Source organism: Dactylosporangium cerinum (genome assembly GCF_042653625.1).
In the GTDB taxonomy this organism is placed as follows: domain Bacteria; phylum Actinomycetota; class Actinomycetes; order Mycobacteriales; family Micromonosporaceae; genus Dactylosporangium; species Dactylosporangium cerinum.
The window spans coordinates 226,443-249,110 of sequence record NZ_JBHSIU010000130.1; the positions used below are offsets into that span (position 1 = coordinate 226,443).

A 22,668-nucleotide genomic window follows, 5' to 3' on the forward strand; every position below is an offset into this window, starting at 1 on the left:
ACGAGGGGAGAGCCGACGTGGAACGTTCGATGGCAACACCCCGGGACAGGGACGTGCCCCAGCAGGCGCGGGAGCTGCACCGCAGGCTGTCCCGCTGGCGGCCGGCGTACCAGCCGCTGATCGTCGCGTACGTGGTCATCGTGGCAAGTGACTTCTGGGCCGCCGGGCCGACCCCCGGGGTGCTCGGCTGGCCGCTGACGGTGATGTGGACGTGGCCGATCTTCACCACGCTCACCGGCATCGTCGGCATCCGGCGGACCCGCAGGGCGCTGCGCGCGTCGGCGGCCCGGTGGCACGGCCACGGGCTGACGATCAGCGGGAGCTTCCTGATCGTGGTCGTGCCCACCGTCGGCCGGCACGACACCTACCCGGCGCTCGAACGCTCCGTCCTGTCCTACGTGACCTTCCTCCCGCGCTGCTTCCCGCGGCTCAGGATCGACATCGTCGTCGACGAGGGCTGCGAGGCGGCGGACCGGATCGCCGAACTGGCCGCCGGGAGCCCGCTGATCCGGGTGGTCACCGTGCCGCGGTGGTACCGCACCGCCAACGGGACGAGGTTCAAGGCGCGCGCCACCCACTACTCGCACGAACTGCGCATCTGCGAGCAGGAGCACCGCGACGACACGTGGGTGCTGCACATGGACGACGACACCGGCGTGGGACCCGACACCGCACTGGCCGTCGCCCGGTTCATCGAGGAACAGGCCCAGGCGGGCCGCAACGGCAAACACCTCGCCCAGGGCATCCTGACGTACCCGCGCGAATACGCCATGAACCGGCTCACCTGGCTCGCGGACTCGGCCCGGCCGGCCGAGGACGTGGGGCGTTTCTCCGCCTGGACGGGCAGCGGCACACCACGCGCCGGTGTGCACGGTGAGCTCCTGCTGGTGCGGGCCTCGATCGAGGCGACGATCGGCTGGGACTTCGGACCGCGCAGCATCGTCGAGGACGCCCAGTTCGCCCTGATCTTCTGCGCCCGCTACGAGGGGCGCAGCGGCTGGTTCGGGGGCCGGTGCTACGGCGCGTCGCCTGCCTGCCTCCGGGACTTCTTCCGGCAGCGCGAACGCTGGTCCTGGGGCCTCGCCGGCCTGGTGTTCAACCGGTCGCTGCAGCTGCGCAACCGGCTGCTGCTCGGGTATTCGGTGATGTCGTGGGTGGTCGGCCCGATCCAGAACGTCGGCGTGGTGATGCTCATCGGGGTGCTGATCGCCGACCCCAACACCTCGCCGGTGACGTACCTGGTCATCCCGCTCTGGGCGCTGAACATGGCGTACGTGATCTGGATGTACTGGGAGGGCCTGCGGGTCAACGCCGAGGTGTCCGCCGACCCCCGGCGCCGCTGGTGGGAGTCCCTCGCGGTGATCCTGCTGATCCCGATCTTCGGGCTGATGGAGAGCATCCCGGGGCTGCGCGGGTTCCTGAAGTTCGCCCGGCACACCGAGAACAAGTTCCTGGTCATCGCGAAACCCTCGTGACGCCCTTTTTATGGGAATCATCCTTATAGAGGAGTTTATGCCGTTTAGGGTGAGTCAGCCTGCTTGACATACGGGGGATGAGCAGCTTGACACTCACTTTGAGGAACCGGCGGCTGGTGGCCACCACCGTGCTGGGCACGCTGGCGGTGCCGCTGTGCGTGTTCGGGCCGGGAGTCACCGCCGCGGCGGCGTCGACCACGTGCACACCGGTGAGCTACACCAACTGCGTCCGCTTCGGCTACACCGGCGCCGACCAGACGTTCACCGTCCCGGCCGGCGTGACCAGTCTCCGCCTGAAGCTCTGGGGCGCCGGCGGCGCAAACGGCCTTGAGGCCAAGGGCGGCGGTGGCGGCTTCACCACCGGGACCCTCACCGTCACGCCCGGACCATCCCGTTCGACGGCACGGTGACCCTGCTGGACAGCGGCAGCCAGCCGGCGGCCACCGTGACGGTGGTGCCCGCCGAGGGCACGTACACCCTCGACGCGGGCACGGGCGTCATCACCTTCACCCCCGCGAACGGCTTCACCGGCGTCGCGACACCGGTCACGTACAAGCTGACGGCCGAGGGACTGTCGGCCACCTCGACCTACACCCCGACCGTCGGACCGCCCCCGGGGCCGGCGGCGGCGCCGCTGACGAGCACCGGCGTGGGCACCACGCCCCAGACCGCGACCGTGGCGAGCTGCGAGGGCTGCACGGTGACGCGCTGGACACCGGCGGCCAGCCGGCCACCACGGTGACCGTGGCGCAGCAGGGCACCTACACCCGCACCGGGTCCGTCCTCACGTTCACGCCCGTCAAGGGATTCGCCGGGGTCGCCACGCCGGCCGGGTACCGGATCACCGACAGCCAGGGTCTCACCGCCGCCTCGACGTACACGCCGACGGTCACCAGACCCGCGCCGCCGCACGCGGTGGCGAAGACGAGCACCGGACCGGGGACGGCCGCGCAGTCGGCCGCCGTCGACGTGCCCGACGGCGTGACGGTGACCCTGCTCGACGGCGGCAGTGCGGTGTCCACGGTGACGCGGTCCGGCGAGGGCACGTACGGCTGGAGCGGGACCGACCAGCGGCTCACGTTCAACCCGGTGGCCGGCTTCGTCGGCGTCGCGGGATCCGTCGCCTACCGCGTGACCGACGCATACCAGCAGCACGACGACTCCACGTACACGGCGACCGTCACGAAACCGCCGCCGCCGGCCGCGCCGGACCGCACCACGTCCGGCGTCGGTGTCACGCCGCAGACGGCGACGCTGCCGGTGCCGGCGAGCGGCAGCATCGCGCTGATCGACGCGAACGGCAACCCGACCACGTCGCTGTTCATCGAGGCCAAGGGCGCCTACACGCTGACCCTCGCGCCGGCCACTGCGGCCGCCGCGACGGCCACCGCGGCCGCCGCCGGCACGGTGCCGAACCCGTCGCAGCAGGCGGGCAACGCGCTCGTGACGTTCACGCCGGTGCTCGGCTTCCACGGCCAGCTGCCGCCGGTCCCGTACATGGTGACCGACGCCTACGGGCAGACCGCGAACGCGACCTACACGCCGCTGGTGACGATCCCCGGCCCACCGGAGACGCCGTCGCGCACCACCACCGGACCGGTGGACGAGACGCGGACGGCGCAGCTGGCGGTGCCCAGCGGCGGGTCGATCACGCTGCTCGACGCGCGCGGCCGGATGGCGACGCTGGTGCGGATCCCGGGGCAGGGCACCTACATCCTGCAGCCGGCGAACGGGAAGATCAGCTTCGTGGCCGTGAACGGCTTCACCGGCCACGCGAAGGCGGTCCGGTACCGGGTGATCGACGCCTACGGGCAGACCGCGGAGTCGACCTACGCCGCCAATGTGGTGCCGTCGATGCTCGCGGTGACCGGCCTCGGACTGGTCAACCTGATCCTGGTCGGCGCCTCGATGATCTCGACCGGGGCGGCCCTGGTCGGCCTGGGTTCCCGGCGGCGCGACACCGCCGCGCCGGTCGCGGTGGCCGGCCGGTAGGGCAGCCGCGCCCGCTGCTGAACTTCAACGGCCTGACCTGGCCGCACGTCTCGCTGGCCACCCTCGTGCCCGACAACCCCGTCCCGGTGACGCTGTAACGGTGACCGAGCCGGCCGATACCATCGGCCGCATGGACGAAGATGAGTGGACTGTAGCGCGGCACCTGGCGGGTCGGCCCGCCGGGATCGCCGCGCTCTACCATCGGTTCATCGAGCTGGCCGAGGCGTGCGGGCCGTTCACCTACGCCGTGGCGAAGACCGCGATCACCCTGAAGGGGACCCGGCGGGGGTTCGCCGGCGCGAGCCCGGGCGCGCGGTGGCTGGAGGGGTACCTCGATCTGCAGCGGCCCCTGCAGGATCCACGGATCCGCCGGGCCACGCCGTACACGAAGCGCCTGTTCGTCAACCGCTACCGCGTCGTCTCGCTCGGCGAGCTCGACGACGACTTCGCCGGCTGGCTGGCGGAGGCCTACCAGGTCGGCCGGGGCGAGCACCTCGCGAGCCCGTGATCGTGGATCCGGGCCTCGCCAGGGTTGAACACGAGCGACCGGTGCCCGGGCAGCGCGGCACGGACATGCTCGTCGGGACCTTCCTCGCGCGGACGGGCGAAGCGACCGGCGGCGCCTGAGCCGGAGTCACCGCCGGCGCAGGCTGTCCGTCAGGAGGGTGAGGAGGCGCTCGAGGCGGTTGGCGTCGGCCGGGCCGCGGTCGGTGGCCCAGGCGATGCCGCCGGACCGGTCGGCGTTCACGGGCGCAGATCTCCTGCGGGCCGGGTGGCGGAGACCGGCGCTGAACGGCGGCGCGTCCGGTGTGGACGGAGGGGCGCACCATGGAAGCCGATCGAACAACCGGAGTCGATGATGCGCCCGGCGGTTGCCGCCGTCCGGGGACTTGCGTCGGCTCCGGGCGCTCGGCCACGCTTGATCGGCAGCGCCGCGCCCCGGCGGTGCCGAGACGATGCGAGTCGAAAGGGTGCGCGATGCAACCCGGTGAGCCCCGGCGCGGGCCCGCGCAGTTGGTAGGGATCGGCGACGTCGAGTTCAACGCCGAGCGGCATGACGGGCCTTAGCTGGCTGGCCAACGAGACGACGGTCGACTCCTGGCAGCTGCGCCGGCACACGGTCCGGATCAACCACCCGGACGGGCGGCCGCTGGGCAGCGGGTTCTTCGTGGCACCCGGATGGGTGATGACGGCCGCGCACGTCGTCTACGACCTCGACGAGCGGGTGGAGCTGCCGATCGTGTCGGTGACCCCGAGCGACCAGGACGTCGGCACCACCGACGTGGACGGCGAGGTCGTCGTGCGGTCGGCGCCGGGCCACGGCACCGGCGTGTGGCCGTTCCCAGACGTGGCGCTGGTGCGGCTGCGGCCGACGCGGGAGTGGGTCGGGCAGCACCCCTGCGTGTGGCTGGACACCCGGCACCCGGTGAAGACCTGCCACGCCTACGGGTTCCCGGTCCGCGAGCCCAGGGTGACGCCGTCGGGTGGGCCGGCGACGTTCGACTTCGAGGGCGAGACCAGCGACCGCTACCTGCAGCTGAAGGCGGGTCAGGCCGCTGCCGGGCTGTCCGGTGCGCCGCTGGTGTGCCCGGTGCAGCGGGGGGTCGTGGGGATGGTGGTGAGCTCCCGGGACGTGTACAGCGACCTGGGTGGCCTCGCGACGCCGATCGCCGCGCTGCTCGGCGACCTGCCGGAGCTGCTCGGCGTGCCGCCGGACCTCGCCGAGAAGTTCCGGGAGGTCCGCGAGCTGGGGGTCGCGGCCGTGCTGGCCGACCGGGCGTCGTGGCACCGGGTGCTGAAGATGCCGGCGGCCGAGACGTCGCTCGCGCCGCCCCTGACCCGGTTCCAGCGCAAGGCCAGGTCGCTGCCTGCGGAGATGCTGCTGGCCGACGCGGGCGTGGTGCCGTACCTCTTCCGCGACCGCGAGCTGGAGGACGTGCAGCGCTGGTGCGAGCAGGCCAGCGCCATGGAGGTGTGGCGGTTCACCGGCCCGGGCGGGGCGGGCAAGACCCGGTACGCGATCGAGCTGTGCAAGATCATGAAGGGTCGCGGCTGGCTGGCCGGGTTCTGGGACGGGCCGGCGGCCGCCGCCGACACCGGCTTCGACGTGGCCGACGTGCCGCTGCCCCGGCTGATCGTCGTGGACTACGTGGAGGCGTTCGCCGCGGGCGCCCTGCGGGTGCTGCTCGGCCGGCTGCAGACCCGGGCGTCGGAGCTCGCCCCGGTGCGGGTGCTGCTGCTGACCCGCACCGCGGCCGGCGACACCGACGTGCTGCGCGAGATCGGCAAGGCCGCCGGGGTGCAGCTGCGCAACGTGCTCAACGACGCCCCGGACCCGGTCGAGGTGCGCGGCATCCCGGTCGGGCAGCGGCGGCGGCTCTACGAGGAGGCCGTGGTGGCGTTCCGCGCCGCCTGGTTCACCGACCCGCCGCAGCTGGCGATCCCGGACCTGGACCTGACCGCCGAGCGGTACGCGGTGCCCCTGGAGGTGCTGCTCGAGGCGTTCGACCATGCGCTGTCGGGCAACGGGTCCGGCGGTGGGTCCGGCGGGGCGCCGGACACCGACCGGATGCCGGTCGAGCGGGCCCTGGACCACGAGGAGCGCTACTGGAGCCTGGCCGCCCCGCCGGAGCTGACGGACCAGGAACGCCGCACCGCCGTCGCCCTGGCCACCCTCGCCGGGGCCGACCGGGACAGCCGGGGCGAGGCGCTGCTGGAGGTCCTGCCGGTGTTCGCCGAGGACGGCACGGGGCTGCGCCGGCGGACCGTGCGGTGGCTGCGCGGACTGTACGCGGGCTCGGCGCGGATCAACCCGCTGCGCCCGGACCGGCTCGGTGAGGTGCTGGTCGCCACCACCCTGGGGCAGCAGGAGGACGGCGGCGTGGCGCTGCTGCGGGCGGTCCTCGCGCTGCCCGACGACGCGCAGGTGTCGCGGAGCCTGGACCTGCTGGCCCGGCTCGCCGCCACGGACGCGACGAGCGCCGGGCGGATCGCCGAGGCCCTCGCAGGCTGCCACACCGACCTGGTCGACCGGGCCGAGCATGAGGCGCACGGCGTCGCCGGGCGGCCCGGGCGGCTGGACATCGCGATCGGCCTGCAGCGGCTGCTGGCCGGCGACCTCGCCGGGCGGCTCGAAGACCTCGCGCGGCAGTCGCCGCGCAGCGCGGACGCGCTGTTCGACCTGGCCATGTCGTGCAACCGGATCGGCGACCTGGCCCGCAAGTCCGGCCGCAGCGACCGCGCCGAGGCGCTGTACGTGCGCGGGTTCGTGATCCGCCTGCGCATGTCGGCGGCCGACCGGGACAACCTGCGCCTGGCCCGCGAGCTCACCATCTCCTACAACCGGCTCGGGGACCTGGCGCACCGCTCCAGCCAGACCGCGAAGGCCCGCCGGCTGTACCAGCGCAGCCTGCGCATCTGCGAACGGCTGGGGCGGCTCGAACCGGACGACCCGGACCACGCCCGCGCCCTGGCCACGACCTGCGACCGGCTGGCCGACGTCGCGGCCGAGCAGGGGCCCCGGGAGCAGGCCGAGACGCTGTACCGGCGGGGCCTGCAGATCCGCGAGCGGCTGGCACAGCAGCTGCGGGACGACTCGACGATCGCCCGGGAACTGTCGGTGTCCTACGACAAGCTCGGCGACCTGGCCACCGAGAACCGCCGGGCGGAGGAAGCCAGACGCCTGTACGACACGGGCCTGGCGATCCGCAAGAAGCTCATGGAGGCCGCCCCGGAGGACGCGAACGTCGCCCGGGACCTGTCCAACTCATATGACCGGTTGGGTGATCTCGCCGTGGACGCGAAAGCGTCCGCCGAGGGAAAGGCCCGCTACGAGGAGGCGTTGCGGATCCGCCGGCGGCTGGCCGACTCGCAGCCGGACAACACCACCTTTGCGCGTGATCTTTCCCGCTCGTACAACAGCCTCGGCAACGTCGCCCTGGACGACGGCCGGCTGCCCGAGGCGCGGCAACTGTATGAACAGGGCCTGGAGATCGTCGAACGGCTCATCAGGGCCGATTCCCGCAACACCACCCTCGCCCGCGACGCCACGGTCTTTCTCACCAATCTGGGTGATGTCGCCTTTTATGACGGGCGCCCGGCCGACGCCGAACCGTTGTACAAGCGGGGCCTCGACGGTGCGCAGCGCCTGCTGGCGGTCGAGCCGGAGAACACCACGTTCGCCCGGGACACCGCCAGCCTCTACGAACGGATGGGCAGGTTGATGCGCGGCCGCCCGGACCCGCCCGCCCGCGCGGAGACGCTGCTCAGCGCCGGGGTGCAGTTCCGCCGGCGGCTGCACGAGGGCAACCGGGAGCGCGGCGACCTCGCCGAGGAGCTCGCCTACGCGCTGTTGCAGTTGGCTGACACCATCGACGGTCCGACGGCCGGGCGGATGGTGGGCGAGGCCGTCGAGCTGCTGCAGTCGTACGATCAGGAGGGAAAGCTCACGGCCAAGGGCAAAGAACTGCTGCAACAGGCCCACCGGCAGCACGGCGCCGAATGATCATGGAAATTCTTTGCACCACAACAATAGGCGCGACTTGCAACTTCGGCCATCCAGCCGGTTTTCAAGGTAGGGGTCTGGGAAGATAATGTCGATCGGCAGTCTGCGCCGGGTTTTGATCTTGGATGCCGCGGTATCCGGTATCGATCCTGCTCAAACTGCCTGCCCCGGATGAGTAATGCAACAAACGGTCCCTGAGCACGGGGGCCTGAGTCGGTCGCCGGAACGATCGACAGATCCCACACAGAGAAGAGCGAGATCGTGGAGACCGTTGCATCGAGCCGCCCCAGCATGGTGGCATCGCTCAACAATCTGCGGCGCACGCCGCTGGACCGTATCCCGGTCACTCAGGCCGAGGCCGTCGAGGACGTGGTCAAGCAGATCATGAGCCAGCAGGGCGCCGGTCACGGCGCCATCGGGGTGGCCCGGTTCGGATCGTCCATCTGACCGCGTCGTCGTGACCGACGCGGGGCCGCCCGACGAGCGCTGGCCGATCAGTCAATACGTGCTGAAGGTCCACAGCCGGTGTGACCTCGCGTGTGATCACTGCTACGTCTACGAGCACGCCGACCAGGGCTGGCGCCGGCAGCCCACGACGATGGCACCACGGACCATGCACGCCGCCGCGGACCGGATCGCGGAGCACGCGGCGGCTCACCGGCTCACCACCGTGACAGTCGTCCTGCACGGTGGTGAGCCGTTGCTGCTCGGGCCGCAGCGGCTGGACGAGCTCGTCACGATCCTGCGCAACCGGATCGATCCGGTGACCCGGCTGGACCTGCGGATGCAGTCCAACGGCGTGCGGCTGTCCGAGGCGTTCTGCGACCTGCTCGTCAAGCACGACATCCGGCTGGGGGTGTCCCTGGACGGCGACGCGGTCGCCAACGACCGGCACCGCAGGTATGCCAACGGGTCCAGCAGCCACGCCAAGGTGCTCGCCGGGCTGGCGTTGCTGCGCCGGCCGGAGTACCGCGACCAGTATGCCGGCCTCCTGTGCACCGTGGACGTGGCCAACGATCCGGCGGCGGTCTACGCCGCGTTGCGGGCCGAGGCGCCGCCGCGGCTGGACCTGTTGCTGCCGCACGCGACCTGGGAGCAGCCGCCGCCGGGGTCCGGTCCGGGCGTCACGCCGTATGCGGACTGGCTCCTCGCGGTGCACGACCGGTGGACCGCCGACGGCCGCCCGATGTCGATCCGGATGTTCGAGTCGATCCGGTCCACGGGCGAGGGCGGGCCCAGCGGCAGCGAGTGGCTCGGCCTGGACCGGGCCGACCTCCTCGTGGTGGAGACCGACGGCACGTGGGAGCAGGTCGACTCGCTCAAGACCGCGTTCGACGGTGCGGCCGGCACCGGGCGCGACGTCTTCACCGACGCCGTCGACGCCGTCGCCGGGCTGCCCGACGTCGTCCGCCGGCAGGTCGGCCTCGACGCGCTCGCCGCGCAGTGCCGCGCCTGCCCGGTCGTGCGGCAGTGCGGCGGCGGGCTGTTCGCCCACCGGTACCGTGCCGCGAACGGTTTCGACAACCCCTCCGCGTACTGCGCCGACCTCAAGGAACTGATCGTGTCGCTCAACGACCGCGAAGCCGTGTCCCCGGCCGGAGCCGCCGCCGCGTCGGAGCGGCACGCGCGGGACGGTCGCACCGACGAGCACCTGCCGGCCGGTCTGATCGAGCGGATCGGCTCGGGCCGCACCGACGCGGACGCGGTGGCGTTCCTCGCCGACACCCAGCTGGCGCTGACCCGGGCCCTGATCGTCGCGGTCGCCGGCGGTGGGTCCGCCACCGCCGCCGGGGGCTGGGACCTGCTCACCCGCGTCGACCAGGAGGCGCCCGGCGCCGTCGACGCCACGCTCACCCACCCGTATCTGCGGGTGTGGGCGGTCGACGCGCTGCACCGCCGTTCGTTGGACACCGCCTCCAGCGGCTACCTGGCCTGCGTCGCGGCCGCCGCCGCGGTCCGCGCCGGCGTGCGCACCCACCTCGACGTGCCGATCCGCGACGGCACGGTGCACCTGCCGACGCTCGGCACCCTGGTGCTGGACGGGCCGGCGGCCGGCATCGCGCGCCTCGACCTCGACCCCGACGGCTGCACGCTCATCCACCGCGGCGCCACGACCCGGGTGCCGTTCGGCGACCCCGCCGAAGAGCCGGGCGCCGCTCCGGCCGGCGCCCGATGGCTGCCGAACCGGCGGGTCGGCACGGACCCCGGCGAGGTCCTCCTGGAGGACCTGGACCCGCACCGGGACTGCCACGACTGGAAGGCGGCCGAGCGGCTCGCCCCCGGGCCGGCCCGGGAGTGGGCCGCGGCGCTGCGCGAGACCTGGCAGGTGCTGCGGCGGGACGCGCCCGGCCACGCCGACGCCGTCGCCGCCGGCCTGCGCGCGGTCGTCCCGCTCGTGGAGGACCCGACCGGCCTGCTGCGCAGCTCAACCGCCCGGCAGGCGTTCGGCGCCGTCGCCGTGGCACGGGCCGACGTGGACGCCATGGCCGTCATGGTCGTGCACGAGTTCCAGCACAACATCCTGGGCGCCCTGCTCGACGTGTGCGACCTGTTCGACCCGCGGCACGGGGCGCGGCTCACCGTCGGCTGGCGGGCCGACCCGCGGCCGGTCGAGGGCGCCCTGCAGGGCACCTACGCCCACCTCGCGGTCACCCAGATGTGGCTGCGGCGGGCCGAACGGCCGGGCGCCGACGCCGCCACCCGCCGGCACTACGAGCAGTACCGGGCGTGGACCGCCGATGCCGCCGCGGCCCTCGCCGGGTCCGGCGCGCTGACCCCGTCGGGGGAGCGGTTCGTGGCGCACCTGGCGGAGACCGTGCAGGGCTGGCCGCGGTGAGCCCGGCCGGCCCGGCGACCGCCACCGCCCCCGCCACCGTCGACTCCCTCGCCGCGCAGTTCGCCGTGCTCGGGCTCACCCCGGGCCGGCCGGTCCTGGTGCACACCTCGCTGCGCCGCGTCGGGCCCGTCGACGGCGGCGCCGACACGGTGCTCGCCGCGCTGCGCCGGGTGCTCGGCGCCGGCACGTCGATCGTGGTCCCCGCGCAGACCCCGGACAACTCCACGACGAGCCCGGTGTTCCGGGCGGCGACCAGCGGCCTGCGGCCCGAGGAGGTGCGGCGCTACATCGCCGGGATCGAGGGGTTCGACCCGCGCACGACCCCGTCGTTCGGGATGGGCGCCCTCGCCGAACGGGTCCGGCTGGACCCGGCGGCGGTGCGCAGCGTCCACCCGCAGACCTCGTTCGCGGCGGTCGGGCCGGATGCGGCCGAGCTGATGCGCGTGCACGAGCTGGACAGTCACCTCGGCGACCGGTCGCCGCTCGGCGCGCTGTACCGGGCCGACGGCGTGGCCCTGCTGCTGGGCGTGGACTACGCCGCCTGCACGGCCTTCCACCTCGCCGAGTACCGGATGCCGCAGCTGCGGGTCAAGCAGTACCGCTGCTTCGTCCGCGCCGACGGGCACCGGCAGGAGTGCGGGTTCACCGGTGTCGATCTCGACGACAGTGACTTCCAGGAGCTCGGCGCCGCCCTCGAGCGCGACGCCGGCTCGGCCGTCACCCGCGGCCCGGTCGGTCACACGGAGGCTCGGGTGTTGTCGATACGTCGATCGGTCGACTTCGCCGTCGACTGGATGGCCCGGCACCGTTGATCCTTTCCGGTGCTGGTTTCCGCCGACCACGCACCGTATGGTGAGATCCACGCAACGCACAGGTAACAGCAGGGGCGTGATGTGGATGGCCAGGATCTGAAGTGACGGCGGTCGATTCCCAGGCGCGGTCGCAGCCCGACGGTGTGTATTTCTACCTGAGCCATGGGCACGGGTCCGAAGACTCCGCACAGGACCGGGACTACTGGGTGTCGGCCGTGTTCCAGGACCTCGTCCGGGAGATCGACCGGCGGCCCCGGGCGCAGATCGGCTGGCGGATCGGCGAGCTCCGCTCCTGCAACGCCGCGCAGCGCGAGGACGTCCTGCGGCGCGCGCTGGAGCGGGCCCGCGTCTTCGTGGCGCTGTACTCCAAGGGATATCTCAGCGACGAGCAGGCACTGGCCGAGCGGACCGCGTTCACCGCCGTCGCGAAGGAATCGGCCGACCTGCGGATCCTGCCGGTGGTGTGGGAGCCGGCCCGCGACGGCGGCGCCGCCGAACTGACCCACGCCGCGTCGATGGCGCCCCCGGTCGCCGAGTACGCCGAGCACGGGCTCCTCGCGCTGAGCCGCCGCAAGCAGACCGAGGACGTCTACCGCCGGGTGCTCGCGTTCCTCGGCGAGTGGATCATCGCGGTGGCCGACGGGCGCCCGCCGCCGGGGGAGCTGATCCGGCCGGTGCCCCCGCCGCGGCCCCGCCCGGCCGGCGGCTTCCTGATCACGCGGTTCGCCGCGGCGGACTCCGAGCGGCTGGCCGCCGCGGCCGACCAGCTCGCCGGTCTCGTCGACCCCGACGTCCACGACGTCCATGTGACCGAATACGTGGACGGGCAGCAGTACGCCGACCGGCCGGGGCTGTTCCTGGTGGACGCGGACCTGACCGGCGCCGCCGCGGCGCACCTGCGGGCCGTCCTGCGGCTCCTGCCGGACTGGGTGGTGCGGGTGCGTGTCGGCATGCCCCCGCCGGAGGCCGCCGACGAGCTGTGGCGCCGGTTCCAGGTCTTCGGCGACACCGCGGGGCCGGCCAGGCCCCGGATCACCGAGCCGCCCGACCCGGCCGTCCTCGCCGCGCGTGAGCTGATCGTGCTGGCGGTGCAGCGGCACGAGACGGCACGACGGCAGCACCAGCGGGTGCGCCCGTTCGCACCACGCATCCGGATCCACGACGAGTGAGGATTGGCTGAGATGGCGGAGCGCCGCAACGGTCAGGTGGTCACCTTCTACTCGTTCAAGGGCGGCACCGGCCGCACGATGGCCGTGGCCAACGTCGCCTGGATCCTCGCCGCGCACGGCCAGCGGGTGCTCGTGGTCGACTGGGACCTGGAGTCGCCGGGCCTGCACCGGTTCTTCCGCCCGTTCATCACCGACAGCATGCTGGCCGGCACGGGCGGGGTCATCGACCTGATCCGCCGATACGAGGGGGCCGCGCGGAAGGCCTCGCTCGTGGATCCCGGCGCGCCGGGCCGGCTCGACCACGCCCGCTACGCGCGGGTCAGCCAGGAGGCGTTCAGCATCAAGTGGGAGTTCGGCAACGGCGGCGTGCTGGACTTCCTGTCCGCGGGGCGGCACAACCACCACTACAGCCGGTCGATCTCGGGGCTCAACTGGGACGACTTCTACGAGGAGCTCGACGGCGACACGTTCTTCACCGCGCTGCGGGAGGACATGAAGGCCAACTACGACTACACGCTCATCGACAGCCGGACCGGGCTCAGCGACGTCGCGGACATCTGCACCGTGCACCTGCCGGACACGCTGGTCACCTGCTTCACCCTGAGCGAGCAGGGCATCGATGGCGCGGCCGAGGTCGCGCAGGCGATCAGCCGCAAGACCATCCGCTCGGGCCCGCCGTCCACGCGCAGTTCCCGCCGCATCCGGGTGCTGCCGGTGCCGATGCGGATCGACCCGGCCGAGCTGAAGAAGGCGGAGACCGGCAAGCTCGTGGCGAAGCAGCGGTTCGCCGGGCTGCCGGAAGGTCTCAGCGAGACCGACCGCGACCAGTACTGGACGACGGTCGAGGTGCCGTACCGGGCCTTCTACGCCTACGAGGAGACCCTCGCGACGTTCGAGGACGAGCGCGGGCAGCCCGGCACGCTGCTGGCCGCCTTCGAGACGATGACGGGGTACATCACCAAGGGCGCGGTGACGCGGCTGCCACCGATGAACCAGGCGGACCGGGCGCGCGTCCGGGCCCAGTTCGTCAGGATGGCGGCGCTCGTCGACAGCGAGCTGACGCTGCGGTACGACCGCAACGGCGCCGTCTGGGCGGAATGGATCGGCTGGATCCTCCGCGAGTCGGGCATCCGCGTGCACGACGCCGCCGGGGCCGCCGGGGCCGCCGCTGACGTGGCCCGGCACCTGGTCATCAACGCCGGCGACAGCGACGCCGGCCGGCCGATCGCGGCCGGCCCACCCGACCGGCCGCCGCTCGTCGTGCACGTCGCGGGTAACCAGCCGCCCGTCGGATCGAGCGACGCCGTCAACACCACCCGGATCAGCGGCTTCGACCCGCTCGTGGCCGCCGACCGGATCCTGCGGCTCGTCGGCGTCGCACCGCCGGCGCCCGATCTCCTCGTCGGCGCGCCCCGGTTTCCGGCCCAGCCGCCGGAGGTGGTGCAGGCACCGGTGCGCAACCTGCGGTTCACGGGCCGGGAGGCCGAGCTGGACACGCTGCGCGAGCGGCTGAGCGAGGGCGGCGAGTCGACGGTCCTGGTCGGGCTGCACGGCCTTGGCGGGATCGGCAAGTCCCAGCTGGCGATCGAGTACGCGAACCGGTACCGCAACTCCTACGACGCCGTCTGGTGGATCGACGCGGACGCCACCACCGCCGAGGTCGACGAGCAGCTCCAGCAGTTCGGCCTGCGGATGGGCATCCCCCTGCCCGGCGGCACGACCGAGGCCGCGCAGGCGGTGAAGCAGGCACTGACGCGGGGCGAGCCCTACGCCCGGTGGCTGCTGCTGTTCGACAACGCCGAGGACCCGTCCAAGATCGAAGGGCTGCTGCCGTCCGGCCGCGGGCACGTCATCGTCATCGCCCAGACGACGGTCTGGGGCGAGCAGGCCAAGCTCATCCCCGTCGAGAAGTTCACGAGGCAGGAGAGCGTCGTGCATCTGCGCTCCCGCCTCCCGAGCCTCGACGACGCGGACGCCGCCCGCATCGCCGAGCTGCTGGGCGACCTGCCGATCGCCATCGCCGCCGCCGCCGCGTGGCTCGACGAGACCGGTTCGCCGGTCACGGAGTACCTGCAGGCGATCGAGAAGGGCAACCTCGGGCTGCTCGGCTCCGAGCGCGACCTCGATCGGGTCGCCGCGGCCTGGAAGCTGTCGCTGGACCAGCTGCAGGAGCAGGAGCCGGCCGCGTACCGGATGCTGGAACTGTGCTCGGTGATGGCACCGGAGATCTCCCTCGACCTGATCTACAGCAGCAAGATGGCGCTGAACCTGTTCGTCGAGGACCCGATGGTCACGGCCAACGAGATGCTCCTCATGCTGAGCCAACTGGTCGAGAAGATCACCCGGCTGGCGCTGGTCCGGGTGGACAACCAGGGCGAGTTCGGCGCGCCGGGCGCCGACCGGGTCCGCGGCGGCCACATCGAGATCCACCGGCTGCTGCAGTACGTGGTGCGGTCCCGGATGTCCGAGGAGACGATGTCGGGCACCAGGCACGAGGTGCACCTGCTGCTGATCGCCGCCGTCCAGGTCTCGATGGAGGTCGACGACCCGGCGGACTGGCCGCGCTACCGGATGCTGTGGCCGCACATCGAGGTCTCCGGCGCGGAGGGCTGCGTCAGCGCGCAGGTCCGCCAGCTGCTGATCGACCGGGTCCGGTACTTCTTCCTGACCGGCAGCCCGGCCCGCGGCCTGGAGATCGCCGAGCGGACCGAACGCGTGTGGACCGGCATGCTCGACGGATACACCGAGGCCGAGGCCGCCGGCCAGGCGGCCCGGGCGCTCCGGCTGCAACTGCTGCTGCTGCGGTTCAACAAGGCGAACATCCTGCGCGACAAGGGCGCGTTCAAGGAGGCGCTGGAGCTGGACCAGCAGGTGCTGGACGACCAGCGGGCGTTGCTCGGCCCGGACCATCCCAACACCCTGATGACCGCCGGCAGCTTCGCCGCCGACCTGCGCAGCCTCGGCCGCTACGCCGACGCCCTCGAACAGGACCAGAAGACCTACGAGGCGTGGCGCCGCGCCAAGTTCAACGACGAGAACGCGCTGACCCTGCGCGCGCGCAGCAACCTCGCAGTCTCGTACCGGCTGATGGGCAACCTGCGCGAGGCGCTGAACCTGGACCGGCAGGTGTACGCGACCCGCAAGGAACGGCTGCCGAAGAACCACCCCAGCACCCTGCTGTCCGGCACCTCGCTCGGGCGGGACCTGCGGGAGGCCGGCGACTTCGAGGAATCCATCAACCTGCTCACCGAGATCCGCGACGCCTACGCCGTGGTCCTGGGTGCCGACTCTCGGTTCGTGGTCAACGCCCGCGCCAACCTGGCCGTCTCGCTGCGCGCGTCGGGCCGCCCGGACGAGGCCGGCCGCCTGCTGGACCAGGCGTGGGAGCACCTGAAGGCCGAACTCGGCCCGGACCATCCGGAGACCCTCGCCTGCCGGCTGAGCCGTTCGGTGAACCGGTTCGAGCTGGAGGAGGAGGACGCGGAGGCCGAGATCAGGGCGGTCCGCGAGGCGTACGAGAAGCGGCTCGGCGCCCGCCACCCGCACACGCTGGTCTGTGTCACCAACCTGGCCGCGGCGACCCGCGCCCAGGGCCACCTGGGCACGGCCCGTGAGCTGGCCCGGGAGGCGATGGAGGGGATGCGGGAGGTGCTGGGCCCGAAGCACCCCTATGCGCTCGCCGCGCAGATGAACCTGGCCGTCGTCGAGGCCGACGACAACAACTTCGAGGTGGCCCGGACCCTGATGGCGGACGCGGCCCTGGACCTCGTCGAGGTGCTCGGCCCCGAGCACCCGCACACCCTGCGGTGCGAGGCGAACCGGGCCATCATCGACCTGCGCGTGCACGGTCACGCCTATCAGGAGCGGGTGAACATCGCGATCGACAAGTTCGCCGACCGGGTCGGCCAGGGGCATCCGGCGGTGCAGGCGCTGCGCCGCGGCCGCCTCCTGCGCCGCATCATCGACCCGCACCCGTTCTAGGACCCGCCGTCCCGGGGGCTCAGGTCCAGCCGGCGAGCCAGTCCAGCATGGCCGGCAGGCTCGCCACCGAACCGAAGTGGGCGGCGCCCGGCTCGACCAGCACCTCCGCGTTGCGGATCTGCCGGGCCAGCCAGCGGGTGTGACTGGCCGGCGCGAAGTTGTCCTGCTCGCCGTGCCACAACCGGACCGGCCCGTCGATGTCGGACAGGCGGAACCCCCAGTCGCGGCTCAGCGCGAGCACATCGTCGATCCACCCGTCGGGGCCGCTGCGCAGCGCCTCCCGGTAGGCCTGGTGCAGCAGCCGCCGGATGCCCAGGTCCTGCACCACCTGCCGGTCCGGCCAGGTCATCTCGGCCTCGAGGCGCTGCAGGAGGCTGTCGGGGTCGCGCCTGGTCTGCTCCGCCTGCAGGCGCAGGCTCTCCACCAGCCGCAGCGGGTCCACGGCCGCCGCCGCGAAGTCACGGGCGTTGCCGCCGTTCATGCCGCGGAAGTACTCCAGGCCGGCGGCGTCGGGCTGGGCGAAGCACACCAGCACCGCGGTGCGGACCACCCGCTCGGGTCGCAATGCGGCGCAGGCGAGGGCGTGCGGGCCGCCGCCGGAGCGCCCGACGACCGAGAACCGGTCGAGGCCGAGATCGTCGGCGATCATCGCGACGTCGTTTGCCGCGTCGGCGACGTTGCGGCCGGGGCGCGGGGTCGAGCCGCCGTAGCCGGGCCGGTCGTAGCTGATGAGCCGGATGCCGAGCCGGTGGAGCACACCTGGCCTCGGCTTCGGCCCGCTGCGGCTGCCCGGCGTGCCGTGCAACAGGAACACCGGCACACCGTCGGGCCGGCCCGAGATGGCCACCGTCAATCGCTCGCCGCGTGTCGTGATGGCGAACCGTTCACCATGCCCTGCCAGGGTGTGCTCCGTTCAGCAACGAGGCGGTCAGACCACGCCGATGTCCTGGTGTGAAAGCGTTCTCAGCGTATCTCCCGGCGTCACTGTTGGCGACGGCCGAAACCCGACTTTCGCGTATGCCGGACCCTTCCCGTCGAATCCCTTCACCCGCCGGTGTGCGGGCGGCATCGGCGCTACGGTGACGCGATGGCGCGACTCGTCCACCTGAACGGCCCGCCGGGCATCGGCAAGTCGACGCTGTCGGCGCTGCACGCCGAGCGGAACCCGGGCACGCTGAACCTCGACGTCGACACGCTGCACCACCTGATCGGCGGGTGGCAGGACGAACGGACCGACACGTGGCCGGTCGTGTGGCCCCTGATCCGGGCGATGGCGGCGACCCACCTGGACGGCGGCCGGGATGTGGTCCTGCCGCAGTACTTCGCCGACGTCGAGGAGATCGCCGGGTTCGAGCGGCTCACGCGGGAGCACGGCGCGGGCTTCCACGAGATCGTCCTGCTCGACGGCCGGGCGGCGGCGATCGAGCGGTTCGACCGCCGGGCCCGCGACAGCGACGACCCGTGGATCCGGCACCACCACCGGCTCGTCGAGCTCGGCGGCGGGCCGGTCGTGCTCGCCGCCATGCACGACAAGCTGCTGGAGGTCGTCCGCCTGCGCCCGGCGACGGTGGTGGTGCCGAGCGTGGCGGGGGCGGTGCGGGAGACCTACGAGCTGCTGGCGGCGGCCCTGGCCCGGTCGCCGTAGCCGTCGCGTCACCGTAGCCGTCAGACCGGCCGGAAGGTCCGCCGGTAGGCGTCGAGCTTCTCGAACGGGGTCGTGTCCAGCCAGTCGGTGCCGCTGCGGTTGACCGCGCACCCGGCGACCTCGAGCCGCTGGGCGATCTTGAGCAGGCTCTTCGGCGTGCCGTCGAACCGGACCACGTTCAGCCCGGCGAGGTCCGACGCGGGGCGCAGGTCACCGATTTCGATGATCACCGTGCGGTCCGGTTGCAGCGCGAGTGCCATGCCCATCTCGATCAGGACGTTGGGGCGCACCTGGCCGGTGAGCTCGGTCTCGTGCCGGGGCTCGCGGTCGCCGCGCAGGTCCGGGTGCAGCAGGGCGCCGTCGTCGGGCGTGCACAGCACGACCGCCGCCTGGTTCGCCGCGAAGGCCTCGGCCAGCACCTGACCCAGGTAGGGGACGCTGCGCCCGGTGCGCCGCACGATCTCCTCCCAGTCCAGCGGGTGCAGGTCGAGCGCCTGCAGGAACCGCCACAGGGCGACGCGGGCGGGCTCGTCGCGGCCGTGGACGACGAACACCTCGCGGGGGTCTGCGGTGCCGGGCATGCCGTCGATGGTATCCAGGACCGTCAGCCGGAACGGGTCATGGATTCGGCGGAGGGCGGGTCCGCCGGGCGCTCGTTACAGTGCCCACATGGACCTTGTCGACGGGTGGGACGACGAGCGGGTCCAGGACGCCGTCGACGCCCTGCAGGACATGGTGCTCTGGGAGATGTCCCCGCAGCGATGGGAGCACGTGCACGACCTCATGGGGCTGATCGGCGCGGCGTTCGCCGCCCGTGACGTCGGCGCGTTCCGCGCGGCGGTCTTCGATCTGGAGGCCAGCGGCGGCGTGATCCGGCTCGGGCGGATCGGCAGCAAGGTCGGGACCAAGATCCCGCCGCCGGTCTTCGAACGGCGCAATACGCTGGTGCACGCGTTGACCTCCGAGGACCGAGACCCGCCGGAGGACGGTCGTGACAGCAGCCGGCCTCGTTGAACCCGAGTTCGTCGTCCACCTGTTCGCCCCTACCGACGGGCCGGACGCCGGCGCGGCGCTGGCGGGCGTGCGCGCGCTGTGGGAGAACTGCCGCGACCAGCTCGGCATGACCCAGCCGATCGTGGAGGTCCGGCTGCCCGCCGACCTGCCCGCCGACCTGGCGGACGGGCCCGACGGCGCGCTCGCCGGCCTGCAGGACCCGGCGGTGCAGTTCCAGGCGATCGCCCGGCGCGAGCACGACGTCCTGAACGTGTCCTTCGCCATCGCGGCGCCCGGCGCCGTGCCGCGTTCCCGGACCCGGCTCGGCTCGGCGTTGCCGCCCGGCTGGCACGAGTTCCACCGCTGGTGGCGCACGCTCGGCGCGGGCACGGCGCTGCTCGGCGGCGCCGTCGTGCTGCTCGCCAAGAGCGGGGACCCGGCGGGGGCCGACCTGCGCACCGCGGTGCCCGCCCAGGACGACGACGGGGACGGCTGGTGGGAGACGGGTTTCGCGCTGCACGGCTTCGCCGCCTGGGAGACGACGCCCGCGGGCACGCACGGCACCCGGCGGCTGGTGCTGCTGGCCGGGCTGGACGAGGACGCCGAGCTCAGCCGGTTCGCCTGGAGCGACGGCGGCACCGCCCTGCCGCCGCTGGGCCGCTACCTCATGCACGCGGCGAAGCTGCGCTACCAGGCCCGGGTGCTCGGCGACGGCGGTCAGCTGACCCGGCTCCGGCGGCGGGTCAACGGCCGCCTCGACGAACTGACCGGCCTGCTGCGCGCACCCGGCGGGGCCGGGCGGGCCGTGGCCGCCGACCTCGCCGGTGACCGGGCCGACCTGGCCGCGACGTTGCAGTCCCTGCGGGTGATGCGGCGCACCGTGGACATCGCGCGGGGCAACATGGCCGGGACCCTCGACGGGCCGCTGCCGGCCGACGCCCCGCTCGGCGACTGGCTGGCCCAGCAGCTCGTGGACGACACCGATCTGCTCGAGGCGACCTGGGAGCGCGCGGAGCGGGTCGCGGCCATGCTCGACCCGCCGGACGCGCCGCCATCGCCGCTATCTCCGCCCTCGCCGGGGGCGGCGGAGGCAGCGGGGGCGGCGGGGGCGGCGCGGGGTCCGTCGCCGACGGAGGTCGAATACCGCGTCGGTTTCGACGTCGACGTCGTCAACTACAGCGGCCGCTCGACGCCGCGCCAGGTCGAGGTGCAGCACCGGGTCGCCGGCATGGTCGAACGGATCCTCGCCCGCATCGGCGTGCCCGTGCACGAGACCGACCGGCAGCCGGCCGGCGACGGCATGATGGTCGTGCTGCCCGCGCGCGTGCCGGCCGACGTGGCGCTCCCGGCACTCCTGCACGGCTGGCGGGCGCAGGTGGTGGCGGACAACGCCGAGCACCCGCACGACCGGATCCGGCTGCGGCTGTCCGTCGGCTCCGGCCCGTTCACCCGGTCCGCGATCGGGTTCAGCGGCCAGGCGATCATCGAGGTCGGCCGGCTCCTCGACTGCCAGCCGTTGCGGCAGGCGGTGCTCGACCACCCGGACGCGGACCTGGTCGCGATCGTCGCCGACCGCATCTACCGGGACGTGGTCGTCGAGGGGTACCCGGGACTGCAGCCCGAGGCGTTCGAGCCGGCCGAGATCACGATCAAGACGTACCGCGGCCAGGCCTGGTTGTGGACCGGCGGGACGCCGTCACCAAAGCCCCGGCCGTCCCCGCATCCGGTGGCCGTGAGCCGCGACGTGTTCGTCATCCACGGCCCGGGACCGCAGCCGCGCAAGGACATGTTCGAGCTCCTGCGCGCGCTCGACCTGCGCCCGCTCGGCTGGGAGGACATGGTGACCCGGACGGGCCGGCCGGCGCCCCGGCACGAGGAGATCCTCGCGACGGCCTTCGCGGCCGGGCCGGGCGTGCTCGTCGTCCTGGCCCCCGGCGACGAACCGGACGTGCTGATCCGGGCCGGCCGTGCGCTGGCGCTCAACCCGGACCACACGATCGCCGTCCAGATCGGCGCGGTCGTCGCCACCGAACTGGACCGGCGGCAGCCCGTCCGGCTCACCCACGACACGGCCGACGCCAGCGTCATCTTCCAGCACGAGGTCGCCCAGCGGCTCCGGGCCGTCGGCTATCCGGTCGACACCGGCGGCGCCGACTGGTCCGACGCCGAGCGGTTCCGCGGGCTCCTGCGGCCCCCATCCGGCGGCGAGCGGTAGCTCGACCGGCGCGGTGCCGGGCTGCCCGCGGGTCGAGGAGCGTCGGGCTCCGGCTCGCCGCCGCCTACCCGCATCGGTGGTCTTCCGCCCTGTCCGGCCCATTGTCACGGCCGCACGGGACAGGCGACCATCAACGCCATGCGATGGGCCGTCACACGCCGCGGGCTGCGCGCCTGGGCCACCCACGGGTTCGCCGCATTCGGCGCGCTGGCCCTGCTCCTGCAGTCCTACCAGGCGATCTGGAACCGGTCGCTGTTCCCTTCGCACAGCCTCGCCGTCGCGGCCGCGACAGCGGCCGGGTCGCTGCTGTACGGCCTGGTCCGCGCCCGCCCCGGCCGCGCGGTGACCCGGGACCTGCGGTATCCGCGGTGCCGGGTGGAGATCGTGCCCGGCGATCTGTTCGACGAGCAGGACGCGCACCTGGTCGTCGGGTTCACCGACGTCTTCGACACCGACGTCACCGACGACCGGATCATCAACGCGCGCAGCGTGCAGGGCCAGTTCCTGCACCGCGTCCACGGCGGCGACGTCGCGGCGCTGGACACGCAGCTCAGCGCGGCGCTCGACGGCGTGCCGGGCGCGGTCACCGTGCGCCGGGAGGACAAGCCGCTCGGGAAGCTGTCCCGCTACCCGATCGGCACGGTGGCGGTGCTCGGCAACCCGCGCCGGTCCTACTTCTGCGTCGCGTACAGCACCATGACCCCGGCCCTGGTCGCCCAGTCCTCGGGCGACGAGCTGTGGCTCAGCCTGAGCCGTGTCTGGGCCGCGGCCCACCGGCACGGGCAGCAGGGCCGGCTGGCCATGCCGGTCATCGGCGCGGGACTCGCGCGGTTCGACGCACTGGACCGGCAGGGACTGATCCAGCTGATCCTGCTGTCCTTCGTGGCGGCGTCGCGGCAGCGGCTGATCACCACCCGGCTCAGCATCGTCGTGCCGCCGCAGGAGTTCGACGACCTCGACCGCCTGGAGCTGCAGGCGTACCTCGACTCGCTGTGAATCCGGCGCGCCGGAGGCCGTCCCGCGGTGCCCGGGGCGGACTCGGCACG

The 22,668-nt window shown here is 73.1% G+C and carries 17 protein-coding genes; 15 read left to right on the top strand and 2 right to left on the bottom strand.

Annotated elements, in window-relative coordinates; all coding sequences use genetic code 11:
• Positions 1 to 29: 29 nt before the first annotated feature.
• From ACFPIJ_RS59095 to fxsT, 11 genes are all read left to right on the top strand, one after another.
• Entirely contained in the window at positions 30 to 1,475 is a 1,446-nt protein-coding gene (locus ACFPIJ_RS59095) for a glycosyltransferase family 2 protein (protein WP_380128342.1), read from the top strand.
• 77 nt (positions 1,476 to 1,552) lie between these two features.
• On the top strand, positions 1,553 to 1,885 hold the full coding sequence (locus ACFPIJ_RS59100) for a hypothetical protein (RefSeq protein ID WP_380128343.1): 333 nt from the start codon (positions 1,553 to 1,555) through the stop codon (positions 1,883 to 1,885).
• Complete coding sequence (locus ACFPIJ_RS59105) at positions 1,882 to 2,217, top strand: hypothetical protein (protein ID WP_380128344.1); 336 nt, start codon at positions 1,882 to 1,884, stop codon at positions 2,215 to 2,217. Before ACFPIJ_RS59100 ends, ACFPIJ_RS59105 begins: the two co-directional genes overlap by 4 nt.
• Before the next feature lie 2 nt (positions 2,218 to 2,219).
• Positions 2,220 to 3,467, top strand: coding sequence for a hypothetical protein (locus ACFPIJ_RS59110; protein WP_380128345.1), 1,248 nt, complete (start codon positions 2,220 to 2,222; stop codon positions 3,465 to 3,467).
• A gap of 130 nt (positions 3,468 to 3,597) precedes the next feature.
• Complete coding sequence (locus ACFPIJ_RS59115) at positions 3,598 to 3,975, top strand: DUF5655 domain-containing protein (RefSeq protein WP_380128346.1); 378 nt, start codon at positions 3,598 to 3,600, stop codon at positions 3,973 to 3,975.
• 546 nt (positions 3,976 to 4,521) lie between these two features.
• Complete coding sequence (locus ACFPIJ_RS59120; protein WP_380128347.1) at positions 4,522 to 7,971, top strand: tetratricopeptide repeat protein; 3,450 nt, start codon at positions 4,522 to 4,524, stop codon at positions 7,969 to 7,971.
• Positions 7,972 to 8,232: 261 nt separating this feature from the next.
• Positions 8,233 to 8,418, top strand: coding sequence for a hypothetical protein (locus ACFPIJ_RS59125; protein WP_380128348.1), 186 nt, complete (start codon positions 8,233 to 8,235; stop codon positions 8,416 to 8,418).
• 10 nt (positions 8,419 to 8,428) lie between these two features.
• Complete coding sequence (locus ACFPIJ_RS59130) at positions 8,429 to 10,807, top strand: FxsB family cyclophane-forming radical SAM/SPASM peptide maturase (protein ID WP_380128349.1); 2,379 nt, start codon at positions 8,429 to 8,431, stop codon at positions 10,805 to 10,807.
• On the top strand, positions 10,804 to 11,619 hold the full coding sequence (locus tag ACFPIJ_RS59135; RefSeq protein WP_380128350.1) for an AAC(3) family N-acetyltransferase: 816 nt from the start codon (positions 10,804 to 10,806) through the stop codon (positions 11,617 to 11,619). Before ACFPIJ_RS59130 ends, ACFPIJ_RS59135 begins: the two co-directional genes overlap by 4 nt.
• 101 nt (positions 11,620 to 11,720) lie before the next feature.
• Entirely contained in the window at positions 11,721 to 12,788 is a 1,068-nt protein-coding gene (locus tag ACFPIJ_RS59140; protein ID WP_380128351.1) for a hypothetical protein, read from the top strand.
• A 12-nt stretch (positions 12,789 to 12,800) separates the two neighbouring features.
• Positions 12,801 to 16,769: an FxSxx-COOH system tetratricopeptide repeat protein gene (gene fxsT, locus ACFPIJ_RS59145; RefSeq protein WP_380128352.1), complete on the top strand. Its 3,969-nt coding sequence runs from the start codon at positions 12,801 to 12,803 to the stop codon at positions 16,767 to 16,769.
• Positions 16,770 to 16,788: 19 nt separating this feature from the next.
• Here fxsT and ACFPIJ_RS59150 read toward each other — a convergent pair whose 3' ends face one another.
• Positions 16,789 to 17,583, bottom strand: a complete 795-nt coding sequence (locus ACFPIJ_RS59150; protein ID WP_380128353.1) for an alpha/beta fold hydrolase — start codon at positions 17,581 to 17,583, stop codon at positions 16,789 to 16,791.
• Positions 17,584 to 17,856: 273 nt separating this feature from the next.
• Here ACFPIJ_RS59150 and ACFPIJ_RS59155 point away from each other — a divergent pair, with 273 nt between their 5' ends.
• The gene (locus ACFPIJ_RS59155; protein ID WP_380128354.1) at positions 17,857 to 18,414 is read left to right on the top strand and encodes an AAA family ATPase; all 558 of its coding nucleotides are present in this window, start codon (positions 17,857 to 17,859) and stop codon (positions 18,412 to 18,414) included.
• Between the two features lie 20 nt (positions 18,415 to 18,434).
• Here the strand turns inward: ACFPIJ_RS59155 and ACFPIJ_RS59160 are convergent, their stop codons facing one another.
• Complete coding sequence (locus tag ACFPIJ_RS59160; protein WP_380128355.1) at positions 18,435 to 18,995, bottom strand: TIR domain-containing protein; 561 nt, start codon at positions 18,993 to 18,995, stop codon at positions 18,435 to 18,437.
• Between the two features lie 88 nt (positions 18,996 to 19,083).
• Here ACFPIJ_RS59160 and ACFPIJ_RS59165 point away from each other — a divergent pair, with 88 nt between their 5' ends.
• The 3 genes from ACFPIJ_RS59165 (at position 19,084) to ACFPIJ_RS59175 (ending at position 22,618) form a co-directional block, all read left to right on the top strand.
• Positions 19,084 to 19,428, top strand: coding sequence for a CATRA system-associated protein (locus ACFPIJ_RS59165; protein ID WP_380128357.1), 345 nt, complete (start codon positions 19,084 to 19,086; stop codon positions 19,426 to 19,428).
• Positions 19,406 to 21,622, top strand: coding sequence for a CATRA conflict system CASPASE/TPR repeat-associated protein (locus tag ACFPIJ_RS59170; protein ID WP_380128358.1), 2,217 nt, complete (start codon positions 19,406 to 19,408; stop codon positions 21,620 to 21,622). The genes ACFPIJ_RS59165 and ACFPIJ_RS59170 overlap by 23 nt, the downstream gene beginning before the upstream one ends.
• A gap of 138 nt (positions 21,623 to 21,760) precedes the next feature.
• Positions 21,761 to 22,618 carry a macro domain-containing protein gene (locus ACFPIJ_RS59175; RefSeq protein WP_380128359.1) on the top strand — a complete coding sequence of 286 codons (858 nt, stop codon included), beginning with the start codon at positions 21,761 to 21,763 and terminating at the stop codon, positions 22,616 to 22,618.
• The last annotated feature ends 50 nt before the right edge of the window (positions 22,619 to 22,668 follow it).

Coding starts and splice junctions, on each gene's coding strand:
- ACFPIJ_RS59165 (WP_380128357.1), top strand. CDS start 19,084: ATGGACCTTGTCGACGGGTGGGACGACGAGCGGGTCCAGGACGCCGTC.
- fxsT (WP_380128352.1), top strand. CDS start 12,801: ATGGCGGAGCGCCGCAACGGTCAGGTGGTCACCTTCTACTCGTTCAAG.
- ACFPIJ_RS59120 (WP_380128347.1), top strand. CDS start 4,522: ATGACGGGCCTTAGCTGGCTGGCCAACGAGACGACGGTCGACTCCTGG.
- ACFPIJ_RS59095 (WP_380128342.1), top strand. CDS start 30: ATGGCAACACCCCGGGACAGGGACGTGCCCCAGCAGGCGCGGGAGCTG.
- ACFPIJ_RS59175 (WP_380128359.1), top strand. CDS start 21,761: ATGCGATGGGCCGTCACACGCCGCGGGCTGCGCGCCTGGGCCACCCAC.
- ACFPIJ_RS59100 (WP_380128343.1), top strand. CDS start 1,553: ATGAGCAGCTTGACACTCACTTTGAGGAACCGGCGGCTGGTGGCCACC.
- ACFPIJ_RS59155 (WP_380128354.1), top strand. CDS start 17,857: ATGGCGCGACTCGTCCACCTGAACGGCCCGCCGGGCATCGGCAAGTCG.
- ACFPIJ_RS59160 (WP_380128355.1), bottom strand. CDS start 18,995: ATGCCCGGCACCGCAGACCCCCGCGAGGTGTTCGTCGTCCACGGCCGC.
- ACFPIJ_RS59115 (WP_380128346.1), top strand. CDS start 3,598: ATGGACGAAGATGAGTGGACTGTAGCGCGGCACCTGGCGGGTCGGCCC.